This is a genomic window from Streptomyces sp. NPDC006259 (assembly GCF_042870975.1).
Classification (GTDB): Bacteria; Actinomycetota; Actinomycetes; order Streptomycetales; family Streptomycetaceae; genus Streptomyces.
In genome coordinates this window covers 436419-457366 of record NZ_JBIAHY010000007.1, presented here as the reverse complement: position 1 = coordinate 457366, position 20948 = coordinate 436419, and the positions used below count along the sequence as shown (strand labels likewise).

16 protein-coding genes are annotated in these 20948 nt (G+C 73.8%); 8 read left to right on the top strand and 8 right to left on the bottom strand.

The annotated features are described in order from the left end of the window. Positions 1-186: 186 nt before the first annotated feature. Positions 187-612, top strand: a complete 426-nt coding sequence (locus tag ACFYO5_RS29765) for a Zn-ribbon domain-containing OB-fold protein (RefSeq protein ID WP_388714569.1) — start codon at positions 187-189, stop codon at positions 610-612. Then, positions 609-1799, top strand: coding sequence for a lipid-transfer protein (locus tag ACFYO5_RS29760; RefSeq protein ID WP_388714520.1), 1191 nt, complete (start codon positions 609-611; stop codon positions 1797-1799). The genes ACFYO5_RS29765 and ACFYO5_RS29760 overlap by 4 nt, the downstream gene beginning before the upstream one ends. Before the next feature lie 208 nt (positions 1800-2007). Here ACFYO5_RS29760 and ACFYO5_RS29755 read toward each other — a convergent pair whose 3' ends face one another. The 4 genes from ACFYO5_RS29755 to ACFYO5_RS29740 form a co-directional block, all read right to left on the bottom strand. Beyond that, positions 2008-2613, bottom strand: coding sequence for an ATP/GTP-binding protein (locus ACFYO5_RS29755; RefSeq protein WP_356567451.1), 606 nt, complete (start codon positions 2611-2613; stop codon positions 2008-2010). 264 nt (positions 2614-2877) lie between these two features. Next, positions 2878-3273, bottom strand: a complete 396-nt coding sequence (locus tag ACFYO5_RS29750; RefSeq protein ID WP_356567449.1) for a DUF742 domain-containing protein — start codon at positions 3271-3273, stop codon at positions 2878-2880. A 9-nt stretch (positions 3274-3282) separates the two neighbouring features. Then, positions 3283-3717 carry a roadblock/LC7 domain-containing protein gene (locus ACFYO5_RS29745; protein ID WP_356567447.1) on the bottom strand — a complete coding sequence of 145 codons (435 nt, stop codon included), beginning with the start codon at positions 3715-3717 and terminating at the stop codon, positions 3283-3285. After that, positions 3714-6629 (bottom strand): nitrate- and nitrite sensing domain-containing protein, encoded by a 2916-nt coding sequence (locus ACFYO5_RS29740; protein WP_388714514.1) that lies wholly within the window; start codon positions 6627-6629, stop codon positions 3714-3716. The genes ACFYO5_RS29745 and ACFYO5_RS29740 overlap by 4 nt, the downstream gene beginning before the upstream one ends. A 420-nt stretch (positions 6630-7049) precedes the next feature. Between ACFYO5_RS29740 and ACFYO5_RS29735 the strand changes: the two genes are divergently transcribed. Then, positions 7050-7685, top strand: coding sequence for a hypothetical protein (locus ACFYO5_RS29735; RefSeq protein WP_388714511.1), 636 nt, complete (start codon positions 7050-7052; stop codon positions 7683-7685). Between the two features lie 399 nt (positions 7686-8084). On the opposite strand, the gene ACFYO5_RS29730 is transcribed toward ACFYO5_RS29735, so the two are convergent. The 4 genes from ACFYO5_RS29730 to ACFYO5_RS29715 all read right to left on the bottom strand — a co-directional run bounded on the left by ACFYO5_RS29730 (position 8085) and on the right by ACFYO5_RS29715 (position 16107). Beyond that, the gene (locus ACFYO5_RS29730) at positions 8085-12698 is read right to left on the bottom strand and encodes a hypothetical protein (protein WP_388714508.1); all 4614 of its coding nucleotides are present in this window, start codon (positions 12696-12698) and stop codon (positions 8085-8087) included. Positions 12699-12843: 145 nt separating this feature from the next. Further along, the gene (locus ACFYO5_RS29725; RefSeq protein WP_388714505.1) at positions 12844-13719 is read right to left on the bottom strand and encodes a hypothetical protein; all 876 of its coding nucleotides are present in this window, start codon (positions 13717-13719) and stop codon (positions 12844-12846) included. Positions 13720-13771: 52 nt separating this feature from the next. Next, complete coding sequence (locus ACFYO5_RS29720; RefSeq protein WP_388714502.1) at positions 13772-15298, bottom strand: hypothetical protein; 1527 nt, start codon at positions 15296-15298, stop codon at positions 13772-13774. 104 nt (positions 15299-15402) lie between these two features. Beyond that, the gene (locus tag ACFYO5_RS29715; RefSeq protein WP_388714499.1) at positions 15403-16107 is read right to left on the bottom strand and encodes a GntR family transcriptional regulator; all 705 of its coding nucleotides are present in this window, start codon (positions 16105-16107) and stop codon (positions 15403-15405) included. Positions 16108-16265: 158 nt separating this feature from the next. Here ACFYO5_RS29715 and ACFYO5_RS29710 point away from each other — a divergent pair, with 158 nt between their 5' ends. The 5 genes from ACFYO5_RS29710 (at position 16266) to ACFYO5_RS29690 (ending at position 20880) form a co-directional block, all read left to right on the top strand. Continuing rightward, positions 16266-17567 carry an MFS transporter gene (locus ACFYO5_RS29710; protein WP_388714496.1) on the top strand — a complete coding sequence of 434 codons (1302 nt, stop codon included), beginning with the start codon at positions 16266-16268 and terminating at the stop codon, positions 17565-17567. After that, positions 17564-18409 (top strand): putative hydro-lyase, encoded by an 846-nt coding sequence (locus ACFYO5_RS29705; protein ID WP_388714493.1) that lies wholly within the window; start codon positions 17564-17566, stop codon positions 18407-18409. Before ACFYO5_RS29710 ends, ACFYO5_RS29705 begins: the two co-directional genes overlap by 4 nt. Further along, positions 18406-19158, top strand: a complete 753-nt coding sequence (locus ACFYO5_RS29700) for a LamB/YcsF family protein (protein ID WP_388714491.1) — start codon at positions 18406-18408, stop codon at positions 19156-19158. Before ACFYO5_RS29705 ends, ACFYO5_RS29700 begins: the two co-directional genes overlap by 4 nt. Continuing rightward, positions 19155-19781 (top strand): allophanate hydrolase subunit 1, encoded by a 627-nt coding sequence (locus ACFYO5_RS29695; RefSeq protein ID WP_388714488.1) that lies wholly within the window; start codon positions 19155-19157, stop codon positions 19779-19781. The genes ACFYO5_RS29700 and ACFYO5_RS29695 overlap by 4 nt, the downstream gene beginning before the upstream one ends. A 229-nt stretch (positions 19782-20010) precedes the next feature. Then, positions 20011-20880 (top strand): biotin-dependent carboxyltransferase family protein, encoded by an 870-nt coding sequence (locus tag ACFYO5_RS29690; RefSeq protein WP_388714486.1) that lies wholly within the window; start codon positions 20011-20013, stop codon positions 20878-20880. The last annotated feature ends 68 nt before the right edge of the window (positions 20881-20948 follow it).

The following is a 20948-nucleotide window of genomic DNA, read 5'->3' as shown; positions in this document are numbered from 1 at the left end:
CCGGACAGCTGCCTCGCCTTCCCGGTCTCCGCCAAGTCCCTCACCCGGGCCGCCCGAGGCGCGATCACGCGGGTCCGGCCGCCGCGCGGGACGCACTGCCCAATTCGTGGCGCGCGTGCCACACTCCTGACGAACCGTCAGTTCTTCTGACGTCAGGGAGGGGATGTGTCACGTACACGCACACCCGTGGTCGCCGGCTGGTTCAGCGGGGACGGGGACGACTTCCGGTTGCTCGGGACACGCTGTACGAGGTGCGCCTCGGTGTTCTTCCCGCGCGAGGACACCCACTGCCGCAATCCCGAGTGCCCGGGGGGCGCGTTGGAGGCGGTCCCCCTGTCGCGGCGAGGACGCGTCTGGTCGTACACGGACAACCGCTACCGGCCGCCGTCACCGTATGTGACTGATCCGGAACATCCGTGGGAACCGTACGCGTTGGTCGCTGTGGAGCTGGAGTCCGAGCGGATGGTGGTGCTGGGACAGGCTGCTCCCGGAGTCACCGTCGCCGATCTGACGGTGGGCATGGAGGTGGAGGTCGTCCCCGGCGTGCTCGGCGAGGACGCGGAGACGACCTGGACGACCTGGCACTGGCGGCCGACGGGGGTGGGCGGATGACAGCGGAGGTGGCGGTGCTCGGCGTGGGCATGCACCCCTGGGGCAAGTGGGGGCGCCGCTTCGTCGAGTACGGCGTGGTGGCGGCACGCGCGGCGCTGGCCGACGCCGGCCTGGAGTGGCGGGACATCGGCTCGATCGTGGGCGCGGACACGGTGCGTGGCGGCTACCCCGGGTACGTCGCGGGGGCGACGTTCGCCAGGGCCCTGGGCTGGCAGGGCGCCCGGGTGACGAGCGTGTACGCGGCGTGTGCCTCGGGCGCTCAGGCGATCGACTCCGCGCGAACGCGGATTCTCGCGGGTCTCGCGGACGTCGTGCTCGTCGTGGGGGCCGACGCCGCGCCCAAGGGGTTCTTCCGGCCGGCGGGCGGCGACCGGCCGGACGACCCGGACTGGTTGCGGTTCCGGGTGCTCGGCGCGACCAATCCGGCGTACTTCGGGCTGTACGCGCGTCGGCGCATGGCGGTGCACGGGGACACGCTGGAGGATTTCGCCCAGGTCAAGGTGAAGAACTCCGCCATGGGGGCGCTGAATCCCTACGCGCGCTACCGCGGGCGGGTCACGATCGAGGAGGTGGCCGCCTCCGCCGTGGTCTCCGATCCGCTGAGGCTGCTCGACATCTGCGCGACCTCGGACGGCGGGGCGGCCCTGGTGCTCTCGAGTCTGGACTTCGCCCGGCGGCACGGGGCGGTGAACCCGGTGCGCATCCGCGCGGTGTCCACGGTCACGCCGCGCTATCCCCACACGGTGCTGGACCTGCCGGACATGGCCACCGACTCCGCGGCGGCGGTGGAGCCCGCCGGACAGTCGTTCAGGGCGTCGATCGCCGCGGCCGCCTACGAGGAGGCGGGCATCGGGCCCGAGGACCTCTCGCTCGCCGAGGTCTACGACCTGTCCACCGCCCTGGAGTTGCAGTGGTACGAGGATCTCGCCCTGTGCGCGGAGGGGGAGGGCGCCAAGCTGCTGCGGGAAGGGGCCACGGCGCTGGGCGGTCGCACACCGGTGAACGTGAGCGGCGGGCTGGCCTCCTTCGGAGAAGCGGTTCCCGCGCAGGCCCTGGCCCAGGTCTGTGAGGTGACCCGGCAGTTGAGGGGGCAGGCCGGCGGCCGGCAGGTGGCCGACGCGCGCGTGGGCGTCACCGCCAACCAGGGACTGTTCGGGCATGGGTCGGCGGTGGTCGCGGTGCGGTGAGGGCACCGTCGCGCGTAGCCGGACGAGCGCGCGCGTCGTCCGCCCTGTGAGCCGGTCCGCGACCGGGAGGACCGCAACTGGCGCGAGGCGGTCGAGGAGAGCCTCGGGTGGCGGCAGGACGGCGGGGACGGCTCGAGCCCTCCACACGCGTGTGCGTCTGCGCGAGTCACGGACCGCCCGGTCCGCGGGGTACGGCTGTGCGCGTGTCTCAGGTGGTGACGGTCTGGCGGCGGTCGGCGTCGTGGTCCATGGCGTGCTGGACGACTCCGACGAGCACGTCCTTCACCGAACCGCGATCACGGGCGTCGCACAGCAGCACCGGCACCGCGTCGTCCAGGTCGAGGGCCCGGCGTACGTCCTCGACGGGGTGACGGGCCGCGCCCTCGAAGCAGTTGACGCCGATGAGGAAGGGGATGGAGCGGCGCTCGAAGTAGTCGACGGCCGCGAAGCAGTCCTCCAGGCGGCGGGTGTCGACGAGCACGATGGCGCCCAGCGCACCCTCGGAGAGTTCGTCCCACATGAACCAGAAGCGCTCCTGGCCGGGCGTGCCGAACAGGTACAGCACCAGGTCCTCGCGCAGGGTGATGCGCCCGAAGTCCATGGCGACGGTCGTGCTGTGCTTGCGCTCGACGCCCGTGGTGTCGTCGACCGGACGGCCCGCCTCGGTGAGGAACTCCTCGGTGCGCAGCGGCTTGATCTCGCTGACGGCGCCGACGAGGGTGGTCTTGCCCACGCCGAAGCCGCCTGCCACCAGGATCTTGAGCGTGACGGGCTCGACCGGGGGCTTGCCGCGCTCAGAACGCCCGAAGATCATCGGTCACTTCTCCTGCTCGGTGGGGTCGTGGGCGGTGGGCCGTAGCCGCGGCGCCGGCGGTTTCGATGACGTCGACGTCGCCGGGGCCGACGTCGACGGAGTCCCTGCCGCCGAGTGGGGCGGAGTCGGTCGTGGGTGTGCGGCCGCCCGTCCGGACGGCGCGCGCGCCGTCCGCGAAGGTGGCACCCCGGTCCACCCGGAACTGTGGGCCTGCCACGTCCTCACCTCGCTTCCGCGCTGTCGCAGCGCTCTGAGGCCGTCGATTCACAGTGCTCTGAGGCCATCGATCACGTCGCGCAGGATGCTCTCGTCCGGCAGTTCGGCCGGGGGCACGGGCCGGTTCACATGGACGAACTCCGCGTCCACGAGGTCCCCGACGAGGACGCGCACGACGCCGATGGGCAGGTCCAGCCCGGCGGCCAGCTCGGCGACCGACTGGGGGGCGTCCCGGCACAGGTCGACGATGTCGACGTGTTCCGGGGACAGCGCGAGGTCCGCGTCCGGGTCGTCGGCGTGGGGTTCGGCCACGACGACGGCGATCAGGTCGAGACGGTGCTGGACCGCACTGGTGGTGCGGCCACGCGTCATGGCGTACGGACGGACCACCGGTCCGGCCTCGTCGTCGAACCAGTGGCTGCTTCCCTGACCATCTGCGCTCATACCGTCCCACTACCCGCCCGAGGGCAGATCGGTGCGCGGGGCGGTACCCAGATGTGCGCCGACCCGCTTCACCAGAAGCGTCATCTCGTACGCCACCAGTCCGACGTCCGAGTCGGCGTCAGCGAGGACGGCGAGGCAGCTGCCGTCGCCGGCGGCGGTGACGAACAGGAAGGCCTCGTCGAGTTCGACGACCGTCTGGCGGACACTGCCGGCCTCGAAGTGACGGCCCACGCCCTTGGCGAGGCTGTGGAATCCGGAGGCGACGGCGGCCAGGTGCTCGCTGTCCTCCCGGGTCAGCCCCTGGGACGCTCCCGTCGGCAGGCCGTCGCCGGAGAGCACGACGGCCTTGCGGATGCCCGCGACGCGCTCCACCAGGTCGTCGAGGAGCCAGTTCAGTTCGCCGTTGTCGGTCGTGGTGTGGCCGGTCGCCTTCGGTGCGGTCATCGACCATCCCCCCTTGTCGTTCGTCGTGGTGCTGTGCCGCTGTCGGCATCGTCGCCCGCGGTGTTCTCCGCGCGGCCGCGCTGCCAGCCACGCTGGAGCGATGCCATGCGGCTGCGGACCTCGTCGGCGTCCCGGTCGGCCGGGTCCGCGCGGTCCTGGGCGGCTCGCTCGGTTCCCTGCCGCAACTGCGGGGCCAGGTTCGCCTGCCGTACCCGCTTGGGCAGGGCGCTGTTGCCGGTGCCCCGGGGAGGACCGGCCGGACTCCCGGCGGCGTCCTCGGGCGTGCCCGGCGTCGGGTCCGCGGCGTGGTGGGGCGCTGCGCGCGTGAGGTCGGCGCCCTCGTCCGGGCCGGCGGTGAGCCGGCCGCGGCTCGGCGGGCCGGGTGGCCGCGGCGGCTGGTCCGCGCCGTCGCGGGCGCGCTCGGCGGCACCGGTCCGCCGCGGTATCTGTGGCGTCGCGCCGCGGCGGCGGGAGGGCAGCGGGGCCGGGCCCTCCTGATTCGGCCCTCGCCCCGTCGGCCGCGACGCGGGTTCCTCGCCCCTGCCCGCGCCCGTGCCCATGCCCGCTTCCGGCTCCGCCTCCGCGCGACGGGAACGCTGGCCGACGACCGGGCGGCCGTGCGAGCTGACCAGTTTCGGCGTTCTCCGGCTCGGCAGGGGCACGGGGGCGGCCGGACCGCCCCTCGACGGGCGGTCGGGCTCGCTCCGCGGATCGGCCGGCCGGCGGCGCTGGTCGGCGGCGTCGGGGGCCGGCCCGTCCTGCGCGCGAGTGAGGGAGCGGCTCGGGCCGAACAGGCCGCCTCGCTCCCCGCTGTCGTCGTCCAGGACGGCCGGGAAGCCGCCGAAGGCGTCCAGGTCGACCGGGGCCTCCAGTTCGACGGGCCCGTCCAGCAGCGGAGCGGCCCCGGGGAGCTGCACCGGCGTCTGGGCCAGCGCGGACCTGCGGCTCCTCGCGGGCTCCGGCTCCTTCGGAGGCCGGGGCCGGTCGAGCCGGAAGCCGATGCCGTTGGTGTCGGGGACGTCGTCGGTGAGGAGCGCGTCGGGGATGAAGATGACCGCCGTCGTGCCGCCGTACGGGGAAGGCTGGAGGGAGACGCGGACGTTCTGTCGCTGGGCGAGCCTGCTGACCACGAAGAGGCCCAGCCGGTCGGTGTCGGACAGCTCGAACTCCGGCGTCTCGGCGAGCCGGAGGTTGGCGTCCAGAAGCGCCTCGGGTGCCATGCCGAGGCCACGGTCGTGGATCTCCAGCGTGAAGCCGTTGGCCACCCGGTCGCCCAGGACCTGGACGGCGGTGTGGGGCGGGGAGAACACCGTGGCGTTCTCCAGGAGTTCGGCCACGAGGTGGGTGAGGTCCGCGACGGCGGGGCCGGTGACGGCGACCCGCGGGAGACGGCGGACCTCGATGCGCTCGTAGTCCTCCACCTCGGCGACGGCGGCCCGCACGATGTCCATCAGCTGGATGGGCTTGCGCCACTGCCGCGAGGGGGCGGCGCCGGAGAGGATCACCAGGCCTTCGGCGTGCCGTCGCATGCGGGTGGTGAGGTGATCGAGGCGGAAGAGGTCCGCGAGTTCCTCGGTGTCCTCGGTGCGGCGCTCCATGGTGTCCAGCAGAGTGAGCTGCTTGTGCAGCAGGACCTGGCTGCGGCGGGCGAGGTTGACGAAGACCTCGGAGACGCCCGAGCGCAGTTCCGCCTGTTTGACGGCGGCCTCGATCGCGGCGCGCTGAAGCGTGTTGAGCGCCTGGCCGACCTCGCCGATCTCGTTCCTGTCGTACTCCAGCCGCGGGGCCTCCGTCTCGACGTCGATCTGTTCGCCGGCGGAGAGGCGGCGCATGACGCTGGGCAGCCGCACGCCGGACACCTCGTGCGCCTCCAGGCGCAGTTGGCGCAGGTCGCGGACGAGTCCGCGGCCGATGCGCACCGACAGGACGAGGGAGACGAGCAGGGCGATCAGGCCGAAGACCCCGGCGACGACCGCCTTGACGATCACCTCGATCGCCACGGGGCGGACCCGGTCCTGGTAGCGGTCGTTCGCCTGCTCGTCGAGGGTGCCGAGTTCGTCGAGGACGTTCGCGACCGCGACGTCCCAGGTCTTGGCGGTGACCCCGCGCGGCATGCGACCGGGCTCGGTGGAGGCGAGGGCCAGTTCCGCCGTGCGCACGGGGGCGGTGGTGGCGTTCTTCCAGAAGCGTTCGTAGCGTTCCCGCTCCGCGACCGGCAGTTGGGCGAGGCTGATGTCGTAGACGACGTCGCGCTGGGCCTCGAGATCGGAGACGGCACGGATCTCGTCCCGGGTGACCCGGCCCACGACCAGGGCGGAGCCGAGGAGGGCGTCCTCCCGCGAGAGCAGCTCACGGGCGCGGGCCACGCTGACGAGGGCGCGGTACTGCTTGTCCATCTCCACGCTGTCGACGACGTCCAGTGTGGCCAGCAGGATGTAGCAGGGGTCGATGAGGCGGTTGTAGAGATCCAACGCCTGGGGGCGGGTCACCGTCCCCTCTTCGACACCGCGGCGCAGGGAGTCGAGGCCGTCGAAGGCGTCGAGCACCGCCGTGAGCCCTTCACCGTCGTCCTCGTCCAGGACCTCGTGCACGTCGGGATCCTTGGCGTTCGCGCGGATCTCGGCGAGGGCCTCGTCCGTGGCGGTCCGGGTGCGACGCAGGGCGGAGAGCGCGTCGGAGGCGCGGGGGTCGGCGAGGTAGACGAGGGTCTGGCGGCGTTCCTGCTGGACGATCCGGACGGTGTCCTCGATGGGGTAGCCCACCTTCTCCACGAGGTTCGACACCGTGAACAGGCGGCTCGCCTCGCGGCCCGTGAGCACCGTGGCGAAGCCCCAGAGGGCGGTCAGGGACACCAGCGGCACGAGCAGCAGTGCCACGATCTTCCGGCGGATCGACTTCCCGCGAAAGCGCATGGACTCCCCCAGCTCGAACCCCCACCGGCAGGGGGTACGCATGTGCGTCAACAAACGGCGCGAGCCTACTACCGACGCACGGTGAACTCGAAGAGGCGTCCGGAATCTGAACGTCCGTATAAACGTCGGTGCGGGGCGAGTTGTCCGGGCATTGCGGGAGATTGCCTCCCGGACCAGGCGTCTTCGAGCGGCGGCGGGACCGATCGCCGCCGCGGAGGAGTTGGCCAGAATTTTTCGTAGTTGGGGAATCTTCGGGGCGGGGTACTCGTCGTACTCATTGGGAATTGGGGACGGAATCGGCCACAGGAGCCGCATGCCGCACCCGGGCGGCGTAAAGCAGCGCAAGCCGGGCAGCCAATGGGGAGCCGGTTCTTGGAGCCGGGGGCAAGCGGTCTGCCGGCGGTGGGGAGTGACACGTTGATGGGCACGGCGGAGCGGCGCGAGGCGCCCGAGGACGGCACGGCGACACGCGGTACGGCGCTGCGGGAGACCGAGGCGCCGGATCGCGACATGCCGGTGAAGGGCCACGGAGTGACGGGCCGGAGTCGTCCTCCGGCGGCCTCGCCGGCCGCCGACGACGGGGCCGAGCAGGCCTACCGGTCGGGAGCGGCCCGTGGCGGTGGACCTCGCGCGGAGCGGGATCGAGAGCGGGGGCGGCCCGAGTACCGGCCGTTGTGGGTCGAGGAACCGGCCCGTCGGCGTCGGCTCCCGGATCCGGTTCGCAGGTCCGCGGTGCGGGCGGTGCTGTTCATCGCCGTCACCCTGCTTCAGGCCATGGTCGCCTTCCTGTGCACCCTGGCCGGATCCTGGCTGGCGTTGCCCATGGTCATCAGCAGCGTGATCAGCACCGTGGTGGCCACCTGGGGCGCGCTGGACGTGTGGGTGACCCGCCAGGTGTGGAACCAGCGCAACGGCGTCGTGTCTACGCCGAGCAGCACCGCGCGGGCACTGCGCCGTGAGCGGCGTCGGGCACGCCGACAGGAACGGACCGCGGAGCGCGGGCAGAGGCGGATACGCCGCCGGAGCGGTGGAGCCGGGCAGCTGTCCCACTCCTGAGACCCGAGGCCGGTTCTCCCGAGGGCCCCGGCTCGGCCGGCCCACCGGCCACCGGCCACCGGCCACCGGCCGAGGAGAGGCGCCCAGAGCGCGCCCCCCACCGATCACGCCGCACCCGACCGCAACCGACCGTCCTCCCCGGCCAATGCGTGCGGTATCCGGGTGGAGGGGCGTGGGCAGGGGGCGTGGGGAGCCACGGGCGGTCGACGGGCAGCACAGCGGTCGTGAGGTCGTCGCCATCGCGGACGGCGAGGAGACCACCGTGTGCGGGACGGCGTCGGTGAGTTCCCCCGGTGACGTGGAGGTTGACCCGGACGTGGGAGGACGCGCGCACGCCCCGGGGCGTGGGGAACCGCGCGACCGGCCGGGACGGCCCCGCAGTTCCCCCACGCCGTACGGCTACGGGACGCTCGGTACCGCGCGCCTGTACATCCGCGTCGCCGTGATCTCGCTGTGCCCCGCTTCGTCGGAGGAGACCTGCGGCAGTCCCGGGCGCAGGTGCTCCTCCACGCTGATGTACTTCAGGCCGGCCCGCAGGTCGGCGTCGTTGCGCAGGCGGATGACGAGCGGGAACTCGGCCAGCGCCGTCGTGTCGAACAGGCCGGTGGTGTAGAGGAGCTGCACGCCGAGGGCGTCCGAGACGGCGCGCTGCAGCTCCAGCAGGTAGGTGGCGTTGGCGCGGCCGATGGGGTTGTCGAGGAACAACGTGCCGGCGTACCGGTGCTTGTCCCGGCCCCGGTCGTTGCTCCTGAGGGCCGCCATCGTGCAGTACAGGGCGATGGCCGCGGTGAGGAGCTGGCCGCCGGAGAAGACGTCGCCCATCTGGCCGACGGGCACCCGCTCGGCGCGCAGCACGGCGTCCGGCTTGAGGATCTCGACGGCGACACCCTTGGGATGAAGGGCCGCGCCGACGCCGCGCAGCAGCAGGGACATGCCGTCGCGCCGCAGGTCGGAGTTCTTCTTGACGGCGGCACGGGTGGCCTCGTCGACGACTTCGCCGAGCCGCTCGGTGAGGGTGGCCTGGTCGGGCTCCTCGAAGCGGATGCGCAGGAACTCCTGTCCCGACCACTCGCCGAGTCCCTCGGGCAGCCGGGACAGCCGCTGGGCCGACCGCAGGGTGGCGAGCGCCGACTCCACGAGGCCGCGCAGCCGGTCCACGATCGAGTCCCGGTTGCGCTCCAGCTGAGCCAGCTCGTCGGTCAGGACACGGAGTCGGGGCGCGAAGGCGTCTGCCCACCTCTGGGCGTGTTCGGGCAGCGCGGCGGCGGGCAGTTCGCGGATCTGCTGCCGGGCGGGGGTGCGCACCTGTTCGTAGCGGGTGGAGTTGGCATGCCGGACGAGGACGTCGCTCGCCTCGCGGACGGCGGCCTCGGCGGCGGACAGGTCGGCCGCGCAGCCACGCAGGGACCGGCGGGCCTCGGCCGCCGACCCGCGGGCCTCCTCCAGCGTGCCGGGATAGGGCTCCGGGGCCTCCTGCTCCTCCTCCGGGATGTGTTCGCGCAGCAGGTCACGGAGCATGGCGGCGATCTCGTCGAAGCCGCCGGCCGCGTCCTCGGCGGCGCGATGGGCGTCCAGCAGGTCGGCGTGCGCCTCCCGCGCCTGGGACAACGCCTCCGCCCGGGAGGCGAGTTCGGCCGTGGCGGTGCGCAACAGGGCCTGCGCGTGCTCGGCGTCGCGCGGCTGGAGTTCCTCGGGCAGTTCGGTGTGGGCGTCGCCGTCCTCGGGCGCGTGCCGTTCGGCCTCGCCGCGCAGCCGGCCGAGCTGCTCGCTCGCGCTGGACGCACGCGTCTCCAGGAGCTGGACCAGTTCCTCGGCGCGCGCGGCGGCGGCCTGCCGGGAGGGTCCGTCGGAGCCGTCCGGTGACTTCAGAAGGTGCTCCGCGCGGGTGCGGACCTTGTTGCTCAGCCGGTCCAGCTCGGCCAGGGCCGCGCTCTCGTCGCTCTCCGCGCGGGCCTGCTCGGCCCGGAGGTCGGCGCCGACACCGACCTTCTCGTACAGCTGCGAGGCGGCCCGGTAGGCCTCGCGCAGGGCCGGCAGGGACGCCCTGGGGGTGCCCGGCTCGTCCTCCGGTACGTCGTCGGGGGCGCCGGCGATCTCGGCGCGCTCGGCGCGCAGTGCTCGCGCGGTGCGGCGGGAGTCGTCGGCGGCGCGCTGGGCGGCGCGGCGGTCCTCGTCGGCGGCGCGGGCGCGCTCCAGACAGGCCTGGGCACGAGCCTCGGACTCCGCGGCCTCGTCGGCCAGTTCGCGCAACTTGACCTGCCAGCCGGCGCGCTCGCGCAGCCGGAAGGCGAGCCCGGCGAGGGCGTCGGCGGCGCGCCGGGCCTTCTGGGCCGACTCCTGCCGCTCGTCGCGCACCAGGGCGGCTTCGGCGGCCGTCTCGTCGGCCTCCGCGCGCACGGTCCGCGCCTCGGCCAGTTCGGCCTCGGACTCCTCGGCGAAGGCGCGGGCCTCCTCGGCGGTCCGGGCCAGCTCGGTGAGCCGCCCGGCCGGGCAGCCGGTGCGCCAGGAGGCGAGTCGGGCGGCCAGTTCGCGGTCCTTGCCGAGCCGGGCCGCGAGCCGGCGGATCTCCTCGTCGCGCTCCGTGGCCCGCGCGCGCAGGGCCTGCCGTTCCTCGTCGGCGGCGTGTTCGTCGTGCATGGCCGGGTTCGGCGGTACGAGGAAGACGTCACCGTGGTCGGCGTCGGGCGCCGGAGTGGGGGCGAGGAGGGCGGCGGCCGTGCCGACGGCCACGGCGGACCGGGGCAGCAGCGCGGCCTCGCCGAGCGCCTCCCGCGCGCGTGCGTGCGATGCGGGATCGGTGATGATCACGCCGTCGACCAGTTCCGGCCGGGCGGCGAGGACCCGCGCGTGGTCGACGGGGTCGACGGCCTGGGCGAGGTAGCGCCAGCCGGGCAGGGCGGGGATGCCGTGCTCGCCGAGGAACTCGACCGTCGCGAGCACGTCCGGGCCGGGGGGCAGCAGTCCGCCGTCGCCGAGCGCGCCGAGGATGCGGGAGTCGTCGGCGGCGGCGGTCCGCAGCTCGAACAGCTGCCGCTCGGCGGAGGTGACGCTGTCGTCGAGCAGCTCGCGCAGTTCGTCGGCGTAGCGGTCGAGGTCCTCGGGCGTGAGGCCGGTGCCTTCGGTCTCCCCCTCCTGGCGCGGCTGCGGGATGATCCGCGGGGCGGGGCCGCCGGTCAGGCTCAGCAGTTCGGCCAGCCGCTCCTCACCCGCGAGGCCCTCGGCGAGCCGGCGCTCGGCCTCGTAGGACCGTTGCGCGGCCGTCGCCGCGTCCGCCGCTCGGGCCGCGGTCAGCTCGGCGCGGGACTCCGCGGAGGCTGCCTCGCGCGCGTGCTCGGCGGCCTTGCGCGAGGCCTCGCGGGCGGTGTCCCAGGCGGCCACGGCGCTTTTCTCGGCATCGCTCGCGGCGAGGGCCGCGCGCGCGGGGTCGGCGTCGGGGGCGCTGTCGTCCAGCCAGCCGGCGCGTACCGCTTCGGCGGTCTCCTGCTCGACCTCGGTGAGCCGCTCCCGCAGGTGTCCGGCCTCGCTGCGGGCGCGCTGCGCCTCGGTGGCGGCGGACGTGGCGTCCCGGTGCGCGGCCTCTCCGACGTCCTGGAGCGCCGCGGAGCGTTCCTCCTCCTCGTTGGCGAGGGTCTCGGCGCTGTGGGCGGCGGCGTGCAGGGCTCGGACGAGGTCGACGGCGGCCTTGGCGCGGGCGGCGAGCGCCGGGGCGGCGTCCCGCTCGGCCTCCTGGATGGCGGCGGAGACCCGTGCGGCCCGGTCGGCGGCGGCGCGCTGCCGCAGGGAGACCTCGGCGGCCTGCCAGGCGGCGTGCAGGGTGCGGGCCTCGGCGAGTTCGCGCTTCTGCGCGGCGGCGGCCTTCTCCGCGGCGGCGAGCGCCAGGGAGGCGTGCCGGTAGGCGAGTTCGGCGGCAATGAGCGCGCTGCGCTCGCGGGCGCTCTCGGAGTGGGTGACGGCGTAGGCGGCGGCCGTGACCCGCTGGGCGAGGTCGGCGGCCCGGGTGCGCTCCCGCAGGCCCCGCGGGGTCAGCCTGCGGGCGAGGGTGCGGGTGCGGCGTTCGGCCCCGGCGTGGACGTCACGCGCGCGTGCCCGCGCGGCGGCGGCGTCGACGATGCGTCCGAGCAGGTCCACCGAGCCGGCGGTGAAGTCGCGTTCGGCGATCAGCTCGGCGCGCCGGCCCAGCTTGTTGCCGAAGCCTCCGACGAGGTCGGCGAGTCCGTCGGTGTCCCGCGTGTCGGTCACCGCGCGCAGCAGCAGGTCGGTGAAGTCGGAGTCCTTCTTCACCGCGAAGAGACCGGCCGCCTCGCCCTCGTCGGCGTTCATCTCCCGCTGGTAGCGGAAGAGTTCGGGGTCGAGGCCCAGTTCGCCGAGATGCTCGATCCACCGGTCGTGGATCTCCTCCCAGTGCACCTCCAGATGCGGGTACGCCTTGCCCGCGTCGGTGAGCGCGTCCCGGAAGCCCTTCATGGTGCGCCGCCGGCCCTGTGCCCCCGACTGGCCCTCGACGGTGTGCCGTACGGCGGTGGATTCGGCGACGGGGAGGTTGTCCAGGGTGAGCCCGGGGCCGGGCCGGAAGGAGTACCAGGCCTCGGCGAACTTGCGCGGGTCGTTGGACACCTGCCGGCCGCGCCACTCGCTGACCTTGCCGACGACCACGCACTCGCCGGTCAGTACGTGCTGCCACTCCAGCGCGACATGGCCGCAGTCGTCGGCGAGCAGGAACTTGCGCAGGACGCCGGAGCTGGCGCCGCCGAGCGTGTTGCGGTGGCCCGGCAGCATCACCGAGAAGATCAGCTTGAGCAGCACGGACTTGCCGCCGCCGTTCTCCAGGAAGAGCACGCCCGCGGGCGCGGGCCGGCGCGGCGGGCCGACGGGCTCGTCCTGGAAGAACTCCGCCTGGGCGGGGGCGGGATCGGGCACGACCTCGCCCACGCCCCGTAGGTCAAGCACGGTGTCGGCATAGCGCGCACCGGCGGGCCCGATGGAGTAGAGGCGGACCCGGGACAGCTCGTACATGGCGGACTCTCGTAAGTCTTCGGAAGGGTGCGGTGGATCGGTGCTCGGGGGAACTTCGGCCTGGTCGGAGCTTCGGTACTCGGGGGTCGCGCGGAGTCCGGGAATCCCGGAAGGCTCCTGACGGTTCCGGCGACTGCCGGAGTCCTCAGGAGTGGAACGGCAGTCCGGCGTCGGCGACCAGTTCGAGGTCGTCCGACTCCTCGGGGGGCAGCAGCGTGGGCGTGCCGTCGGTGACCGGGACGACGCCCAGGTCCAGCAGCTCGGCCATGGCCGCGCTCCCCGCCATGTCCCTCACCTGGAGCTGGTAGCGGGCCGTGGTCCGGTACGTGCCGCCGTTGTCGTCGCCGGTGCGCTGGAGGAAGCCTGATTCGGTGAGGAACGCGACGGCCTTGCCGACGATGCCGGTCGTCGAACCGGCGAGCCGGCGGGCGTCCTTGGTGGCACCGGCGGCGCTGCGTCTGGCCCAGATCCGCCAGGCGGCCTCCAGGCCCGGCGCGTCGGTCGCGGGGTCGGTGTTCTCGCCCTCCCGCTCGGCCCGCTCCTCCAGTCGGCGGCAGGCCTGGCGCACGAAGGCGTCGACGCCGTTGACGCTGACGCGGCCGATGTAGCCGTCGTCGGCCAGGTCCTCGGGCCGGGGGAACGCCATGGCGGCGACGGCGAGGTGTGCGAGGCCGTGCAGGAACCGGTCCGCGGAGTCGGCGGCCGTACGGCGGGCGTAGTCGCCCATGCGGACGGCGAACACCGAGTCCTCGGCGGCGGTGACGGCCATCCCCGCGCGCGGGGACACCTCCAGCACGATCAGTCCTAGCCCGGTGGCCACGGCGTCCGCGAGCCGCGCGAACGGCGGATCCTCGCGGTAGCGCCGCAACAGGTCCGCGTACTCCTGGTCGCGGGCGGGCTGGAGCCTGGGCTGGAGTCCGAAGGCGACGAGCCGCGCCGCGTCGGCGGCGTCGGCGGGGGTGACGACGGCGGAGGCCGGCGCGGCGGCCTCGGGTTCACTCCGGTCGACGTGCTCGGTCACGGTGTCGGCTCCTTGCTGCGGGGGTGCTCCGTCTTGCGATTCCGGGTCCGGCTCATGCTGCTTCCGTCCGGTCCGCGGCCATCCCCGCCGCGTCCAGCAGCGCGGTGCCCACGATCAGGTCGGCCCCGCCGAACTCCGGATCGTCCAGTTCCATCCCGTCGTCGACGGCGAACAACAGCTTCCGCTCGCCCTGCCGATAGGCGGTGCCGACCGCCGGGCTGGCCGCGTGCACGGCCAGCAGCGCCACCAGGTACGGCAGTTCGGGATCGCTTTCGCGTGCCTCCGCCAGGAGGCCCGAGAGCCGCCGCGGCGCGTCCGCGGGCAGGTCCAGCAGTTCCGTCGCGGCGGCCAGCTGCTCCTCGCTGAACCGGCTGTCGTCGGGCGTGGCGATGAGGTCCGGCTCCGGCATCTCCGCGCCGAGGTGCTCCCGCTCCACCGGCGGCGTCAGCAGCAGGTCGACGAGATCACCCACCCGGACGGACACCGGTGTGCGCAGTCCCGTCCCGCGGGCGAAGAAGGCGTCGGTGACCCGGACCGCCTGCTCCAGCGGCAACGGCAGTACGGGCGCGAGGAGATGCCCGTAGAGGTCCGTCCCCGACGACGTCATGGGGGTGGCGAAGGCCTGCCGGTCCTGCTCGGCGCGGAACAGCGGTCCCGCCTCCAGCAGCCGGGACTGCAACTGGGTGTGGCGGCGGATGCAGTCCTTGACGATGTCGACGAGTTCGGCGGCCCGGCGTTTGTTCTCCGCGTCCTCGATCTCGTCGCGGGCCTTGCGGATGTTGGTGAGGATCGCGTTCTCGTGGCGATAGCGGTCGGCGACGTGGTCGAGGGCCTCGGCGATCATGTCGGGCACGGCGTTGAGCCAGTCCACCGCGCGGACGTTGCGCCGGGTCGCCTCCAGGGCCCTGCGCAGGGTTTCCGAGTACTGCACGGTCCGGTAGCGGGCCTGTTCCGCGGCGAGTTGGGCGTCGGCCAGGCGACCGCGGCGGATGAGGACCTCGAGCTTGACCTCCGCGGCGATCTGCGCGCTGGTGACGTCGGTGTCGAGGGCGCCCACGAGGACGTTGACCGCCTCGTCCGTCGTACGGAGGTAGACCGTGCCGCCGTATCCGGGGACCTCCTCGATCAGCTTGAAGTCGTAGTCGCGGCGGACGTAGGTGCCGTCCGGCGTGAAGGTGCCGTACACGGCGCGGAAGCCGCGGTCGACGCTGCCGACGTTGATCAGGTTCTCCAGGACCCAGCGGGCGACGCGCTCGTGCTCCTCGGCCGGTCGCCGGGGGGCCTGCGCGGCGATGCGCGGGATCAGGCGGGCGACTATCTGGTCGTGGTCGGCACCGGTGTCGAAGTCCATGTTCAGGGTGACCAGGTCGATCGCGGCGAGGGCGATCTCCGCCATGCCGTAGACCGAGTACTCGCCGGCGAGGTTGGCCTTGCGCGCGTCGAGGTCGTGGATCGGTGCCGTGCAGGCGAGCGCGCGCAGTCGCCGCGCCAGTCCCTCGTCGGCGGCCGGACCCTGCGCGGGGCGCGGCCCCGCGCTGAGCTGGGGCGGAACACGGTCCGTCGATGCAGGCGAAGTCACGGTGCACAGACTAGGTCCTCGGTCTGACATCGACCCAAACGACGCAGAAGCGACCCCGGTCACACAGGCTGGGGGACGGCGTGGTGCGCGGGGAGCGGCGGGCCTCAGCCGCCGGAGGGGTCGTCGCCCACCCGCCGCCGGTACACCTCGACGATCCGTGCCAGCGAGTCGCCCAGATACACGGCGAGCAGCCTCTCCGCCTCGTCCCTGCCGCCGGCCTCGAGGGCCTGGAGGATCTGGCGGTTGCGGGCGAGGTAGGGCTCGTGCAGCCGGCGCGGGTCGTCGACGACGTGGAAGGCGAGGCGCAGTTCGGCGAAGACGCTGCGCATCAGCTCGTCGGTGCGCTCGCTGCCCGCGAGGGCGACCAGTTCGCGGTGGAAGTGGATATTGGCCGTGCCCAACGCTTTCCAGTCACCTTCGCTCGTCGCCCGCTGGCCCTCCGCCACGGCCTCGGCGAGCTTGTCGAGGGCGTACGGCGGCTCACCGAGGCCCCGTACGACGGCGCACTCGACGAGGGCGCGCGTGCGGTAGATGTCCTCGACGTCCTCCACGGTCAGGACTCTGACGAAGACGCCGCGGTTCAGTTCGTGGACCAGCAGGCGTTCGTGGGTGAGCAGCCGGAACGCCTCGCGCAGGGTGTTGCGGGACACGCCGAGGGCGCCGCCGATGCTGTCCTCCGACAGCCGGGTCCCGGGCGGGAAGTAGCCCTCGGCGACCCGGGTCCTGAGGATGTCCGAGACGCGTTCCGCCGTGCTGGTGCGGCCCAGGAGGGCGCGGTCGTCGGCCAGTTCCGCCAGCTGCTCTGCCATGCCCGGAATTCAATCGCAGACACCAGAACGAAACAACAGGGGTATTGAGGGATCGTTCAACGATCCTCTACCTTGTGGAGACCTGCTCCGCTCAGCACCGCCCCGCACGGCACGGCTCAGTCCCCAGCACCCTTCGTCATCCCTCTGCGAGGTGCCTCATGAGCACGACCCCTCCACCGCAGGCCCCGCCCAGCGGCACCCGTCCCCCGGCGGCCGGTCGGGCCCCCGACAACAGCGCGCCGGGCTGGTTTCGCGCCCTGGGGCCGCGCGGGCGCCGCGCCTTCGCGGGCGCCTTCGGCGGTTACGCGCTGGACTCCTACGACTACTTCACGCTGCCGCTCAGCATGGTCGCGCTGGCCGCCTACTTCGGCCTGGACAGCGGCCAGACCGGCCTGTTCACCACGGTGACCCTGGTCGCCTCGGCGGTCGGCGGCGCCCTCGCGGGTGTCCTGGCCGACCGGATCGGCCGGGTCAAGGCGCTGATGATCACGGTGGTCACCTACGCCGTCTTCACCGTGGCCTGCGGCTTCGCGCCCACCTACGAGACGCTGCTCCTCTTCCGCTCCCTCCAGGGCCTCGGCTTCGGCGGCGAGTGGGCCGTCGGAGCGATCCTGGTCGCCGAGTACGCGAGCGCTGAGCACCGGGGCCGGACCCTGGGTGCGATCCAGAGTTCGTGGGCCGTCGGCTGGGGCCTCGCGGCGGTCGTGTACACGCTGGTCTTCTCGTTCCTCGGCGACGACGTGGCCTGGCGCGTGATGTTCTGGACGGGCGCCCTGCCCGCCCTGCTCGTGGTGTGGATGCGGCGCCGGGTGCAGGACGCGCCGACGGCGGTCGCCGCGCGCGAGCGCAACGCCGGCAAGGGCTCCTTCGCGGCCATCTTCCGGCGCCCCCTGCTGCGCACGACGATCTTCGCGGGCCTGCTCTCCACGGGCGTCCAGGGCGGCTACTACACGCTGGCCACCTGGGTACCGACGTACCTCAAGAGCGAGCGCGGTCTGTCGGTGGTCAACACGGGCGGCTATCTGACGTTCCTGATCTCCGGCGCCTTCCTGGGCTATCTGACCGGCGGTCATCTCACCGACCGGCTCGGGCGGCGCCGCAACATCTGGCTGTTCGCCCTGCTGTCCGCGGTCTGCGTCCTGACGTACGCCAACATCCCGGCCGGCGCGGACACCCTGCTGCTGATCCTCGGGTTCCCGCTCGGGTTCTGCATGTCGGCCATCTTCAGCGGCTTCGGGTCCTTCCTGAGCGAGCTGTACCCGACGGCCGTGCGCGGCACGGGCCAGGGCTTCACGTACAACACCGGGCGCGCCGTCGGCGCCGTCTTCCCCACCACGGTCGGCTTCCTCGCCGACAGTTGGGGCGTGGGCGGGGCCCTGGTCTTCGGCGCGATCGGATACGGCCTCGCGGCCCTGGCACTGCTGGGACTGCCGGAGACACGCGGAAAGGAACTGGAGTGAAGCGTCCGATCAACGTGCGGGACCGCCCGGTGACCCTCGTCGACGAGCACGCGCACGCGTGGAGCCCGAGAACCGCCCGCTCCCGCTTCCGGGACGGCCTGACCGGCGCCACGGCCGGTGTGGCCGCCGGCCACACCCAGGCCAACCTGATCTCGGTGCCCGCGGACTGGGCGTACGACATGCTCCTGTTCTGCCAGCGCAACCCCAAGCCCTGTCCCGTCCTCGACGTCACCGACGCCGGCTCCTGGACGACCGTCCTGGCCGAGGGCGCCGACCTGCGGACCGACCTGCCGCGCTACCGGGTGTGGCAGGACGGCCGGCTGGTGGACGAGCCCACCGACGTGCGCGAACACTGGCGGGACGACCTGGTGTCGTTCCTCATCGGGTGCAGTTTCACCTTCGAGTCGGCGCTGGCCGGGGCGGGCGTGCCGATCCGCCATGTCGAACAGGGGCGCAACGTGCCGATGTACGTGACGAACCGCCAGTGCTGGCCGGCGGGACGGCTGCGCGGCCCGATGGTGGTGTCCATGCGGCCGGTGCCGCCGGAGCACCTGGCGGCGGCGATCCGGGAGAGCAGCCTGCTCCCGGCGGTGCACGGCAGCCCCGTACACTGCGGCGACCCGTCGGGACTGGGCATCGACGACCTCCGCCGCCCCGACTTCGGGGAACCGGTGGACGCCGAACCGGACGACATCCCGGTGTTCTGGGCCTGTGGCGTGACGCCCCAGGCGGTGGTGACGGCCTCTCGCCCGCCGTTCGCCCTCACCCACGCACCGGGACAGATGTTCCTCACCGACGCCCGCGACGAGCAGTACCGCGTGGCCTACCAGGAGACAGCATGATCGATCTCAACGCCGACCTCGGCGAGGGCTTCGGCCGCTGGCGGCTGACCGACGACGAGCAGCTGCTCTCCGTCGTCACCAGCGCCAACGTGGCCTGCGGCTTCCACGCCGGGGACGCGGTCACCATGCGGCGGGTGTGTGACCTGGCGGCCGAACGAGGCGTGACGATCGGCGCACAGGTCTCCTACCGCGACCTCGCCGGGTTCGGGCGGCGCGCGATGGACGTGCCGCCCGCCGAACTGGCCGCCGAGGTGGCCTATCAGATCGGCGCCCTGGAGGTCTTCGCGCGCGCGGCGGGCGCCCGCGTGGCCTACGTCAAGCCGCACGGCGCGCTCTACAACCGGGTCGTGCGCGACGAGGAGCAGGCGGCGGCGGTGGTCGACGGCGTGCTCCTCGCCGACGCGGCACTGCCCGTGCTCGGGCTGCCCGGTTCGCGCCTGCTGGCAGTGGCCGCGGCGGCGGGGCTGCCCGCCGTCACGGAGGCGTTCGCGGACCGCGCGTACGCCGATGACGGCACGCTCGTGCCCCGTGGCAGGGAGGGGGCGGTGATCACCGACCCGGACGCCGTCGTCGAGCGGTCCGTGACCCTGGCCCGGCTCGGCGAGGTCACCTCCCACGCGGGGGCGCGCATCGAGGTGCGCGCGCGTTCCCTCTGCCTGCACGGCGACACGCCCGGCGCGGTGGAGCTGGCCCGCCGCGTCCGGCGACGGCTGGAGGAATCCGGTGTGCGCGTGGCGGCCTTCGCATGAGGGCGCTGCCCGTCGGCGACGACGCCCTGCTCGTCGAGGTGGCCTCGGGCGAGGAGGCCCAGGCACTCCACGCCGAGCTGCTGCGGCGCCGTGCGGAGGGCTCCCTGGCCGTCCGCGAGATCGTTCCGGCGGCGCGTACGGTCCTTCTCGACGGTCTGGCCGACCCGGCGCGCTGGGCAGCCGAACTGACGACGGCCGCCGTGCCGCCCGCTCCGCCCCGCACGGGCGCGGTGATCGAGCTGCCGGTGCGCTACGACGGCCCCGACCTCGCCGATGTCGCCGCCCACTGGGGCGTCTCCGTGGAGGAGGTCGCCCGCATCCACGCGGGCACCGAGTTCCGCGTCGCGTTCTGCGGCTTCGCGCCCGGCTTCGCCTACCTCACGGGCCTGCCGCCGCGCTACGACGTCCCGCGCCGGGCGACCCCGCGCACCGCCGTACCGGCCGGGTCGGTGGCCCTGGCAGGCCCGTACACGGGGGTGTACCCGCGCTCCTCACCGGGGGGATGGCAGTTGATCGGCAGTACGCGTGCCGTTCTGTGGGACCACACGCGCGTGCCGGCCGCGCTGCTGACACCGGGCACGCGCGTGCGTTTCCTCCCGGCGGACCGGGGGGAAGCCGCATGACCGTCCCGCCGTCGACGCCACCCGGCTTCCGCCCGCGCTTCCTCGCCGATGTCCGGGAAGCGGGGGATGCCGCCCGCCGGGGAGCGGAGGGTGTCCGGGAAGCGGGGCATGCGAGGACCGGCCGTCCTCGGCCGGGCACGCGCCCCACGGCCGAATACGGCGCCCGGTACGGCGGGTGCCGCGCGGCCGGTCACGCCGCCCGCGTCCCCCACGTCCGGCGGAGAGCCGTATGACGGACCGCGCGCTCGTCGTCGTGCGCGCCGGGGCGCTCACCACCGTGCAGGACCGGGGCCGTCCCGGCCACGCCCATCTCGGGGTGCCGCGCTCCGGGGCCCTGGACGCGCCCGCGGCGGCGCTCGGCAACCGGCTCGTCGGGAATCCGCCCGAAGCCGCCGTCCTGGAGACGACGCTCAACGGCTGCTCCGTGCGCCCGCGCTCCGCGGTCACCGTGGCCGTCACCGGCGCTCCCTGCCGGGTCACCGTGGACGGCCGGCCCGCCGCCTGGGGGGCGCCCGTCGGCGTGGCCCCGGGGGCGGTCCTGGACGTCGGTCCGGCGGTCTCCGGCGTACGCAGCTATGTGGCGGTGGACGGCGGCGTGGCCGTCGAGCCCGTCCTCGGCAGCCGATCGACGGACCTGCTCTCGGGGCTCGGCCCGGCACCGCTCGCCGACGGCACGGTCCTGCCCCTGGGCCGGGCGCGGGCCCCGCACGCGCGCGTGGACGTCGCCCCGCAGCCCGCGCCTCCGGCCGAACTGGTCCTGCGGATCACCCTGGGACCGCGGGACGACTGGTTCACGCCGGAGGCGGTCGGGGTGTTCGCGTCGCGCGCGTACCGCGTGTCCGCGGCGAGCAACCGCATCGGGCTGCGTACCGAGGGACCCGCCCTGGACCGGGCGGTGACGGGCGAACTCGCGAGCGAGGGAATGGTGCTGGGCGCCGTACAGGTCCCGCCCGACGGCAGGCCCGTGGTCTTCCTGGCGGACCATCCGACCACCGGGGGATACCCGGTGATCGGGGTCGTCCGCCCCATCGACCTCCCGTCCGCCGCGCAGGCGACACCGGGCACCCCGGTCCGCTTCGTCGTGACACGCCGGCGCTGAGCCCCGGACGGGTTGACACCCCGGAGAGGGTGGTCTCGCGCCACCGACGCCGGGACGGAACGGGACGG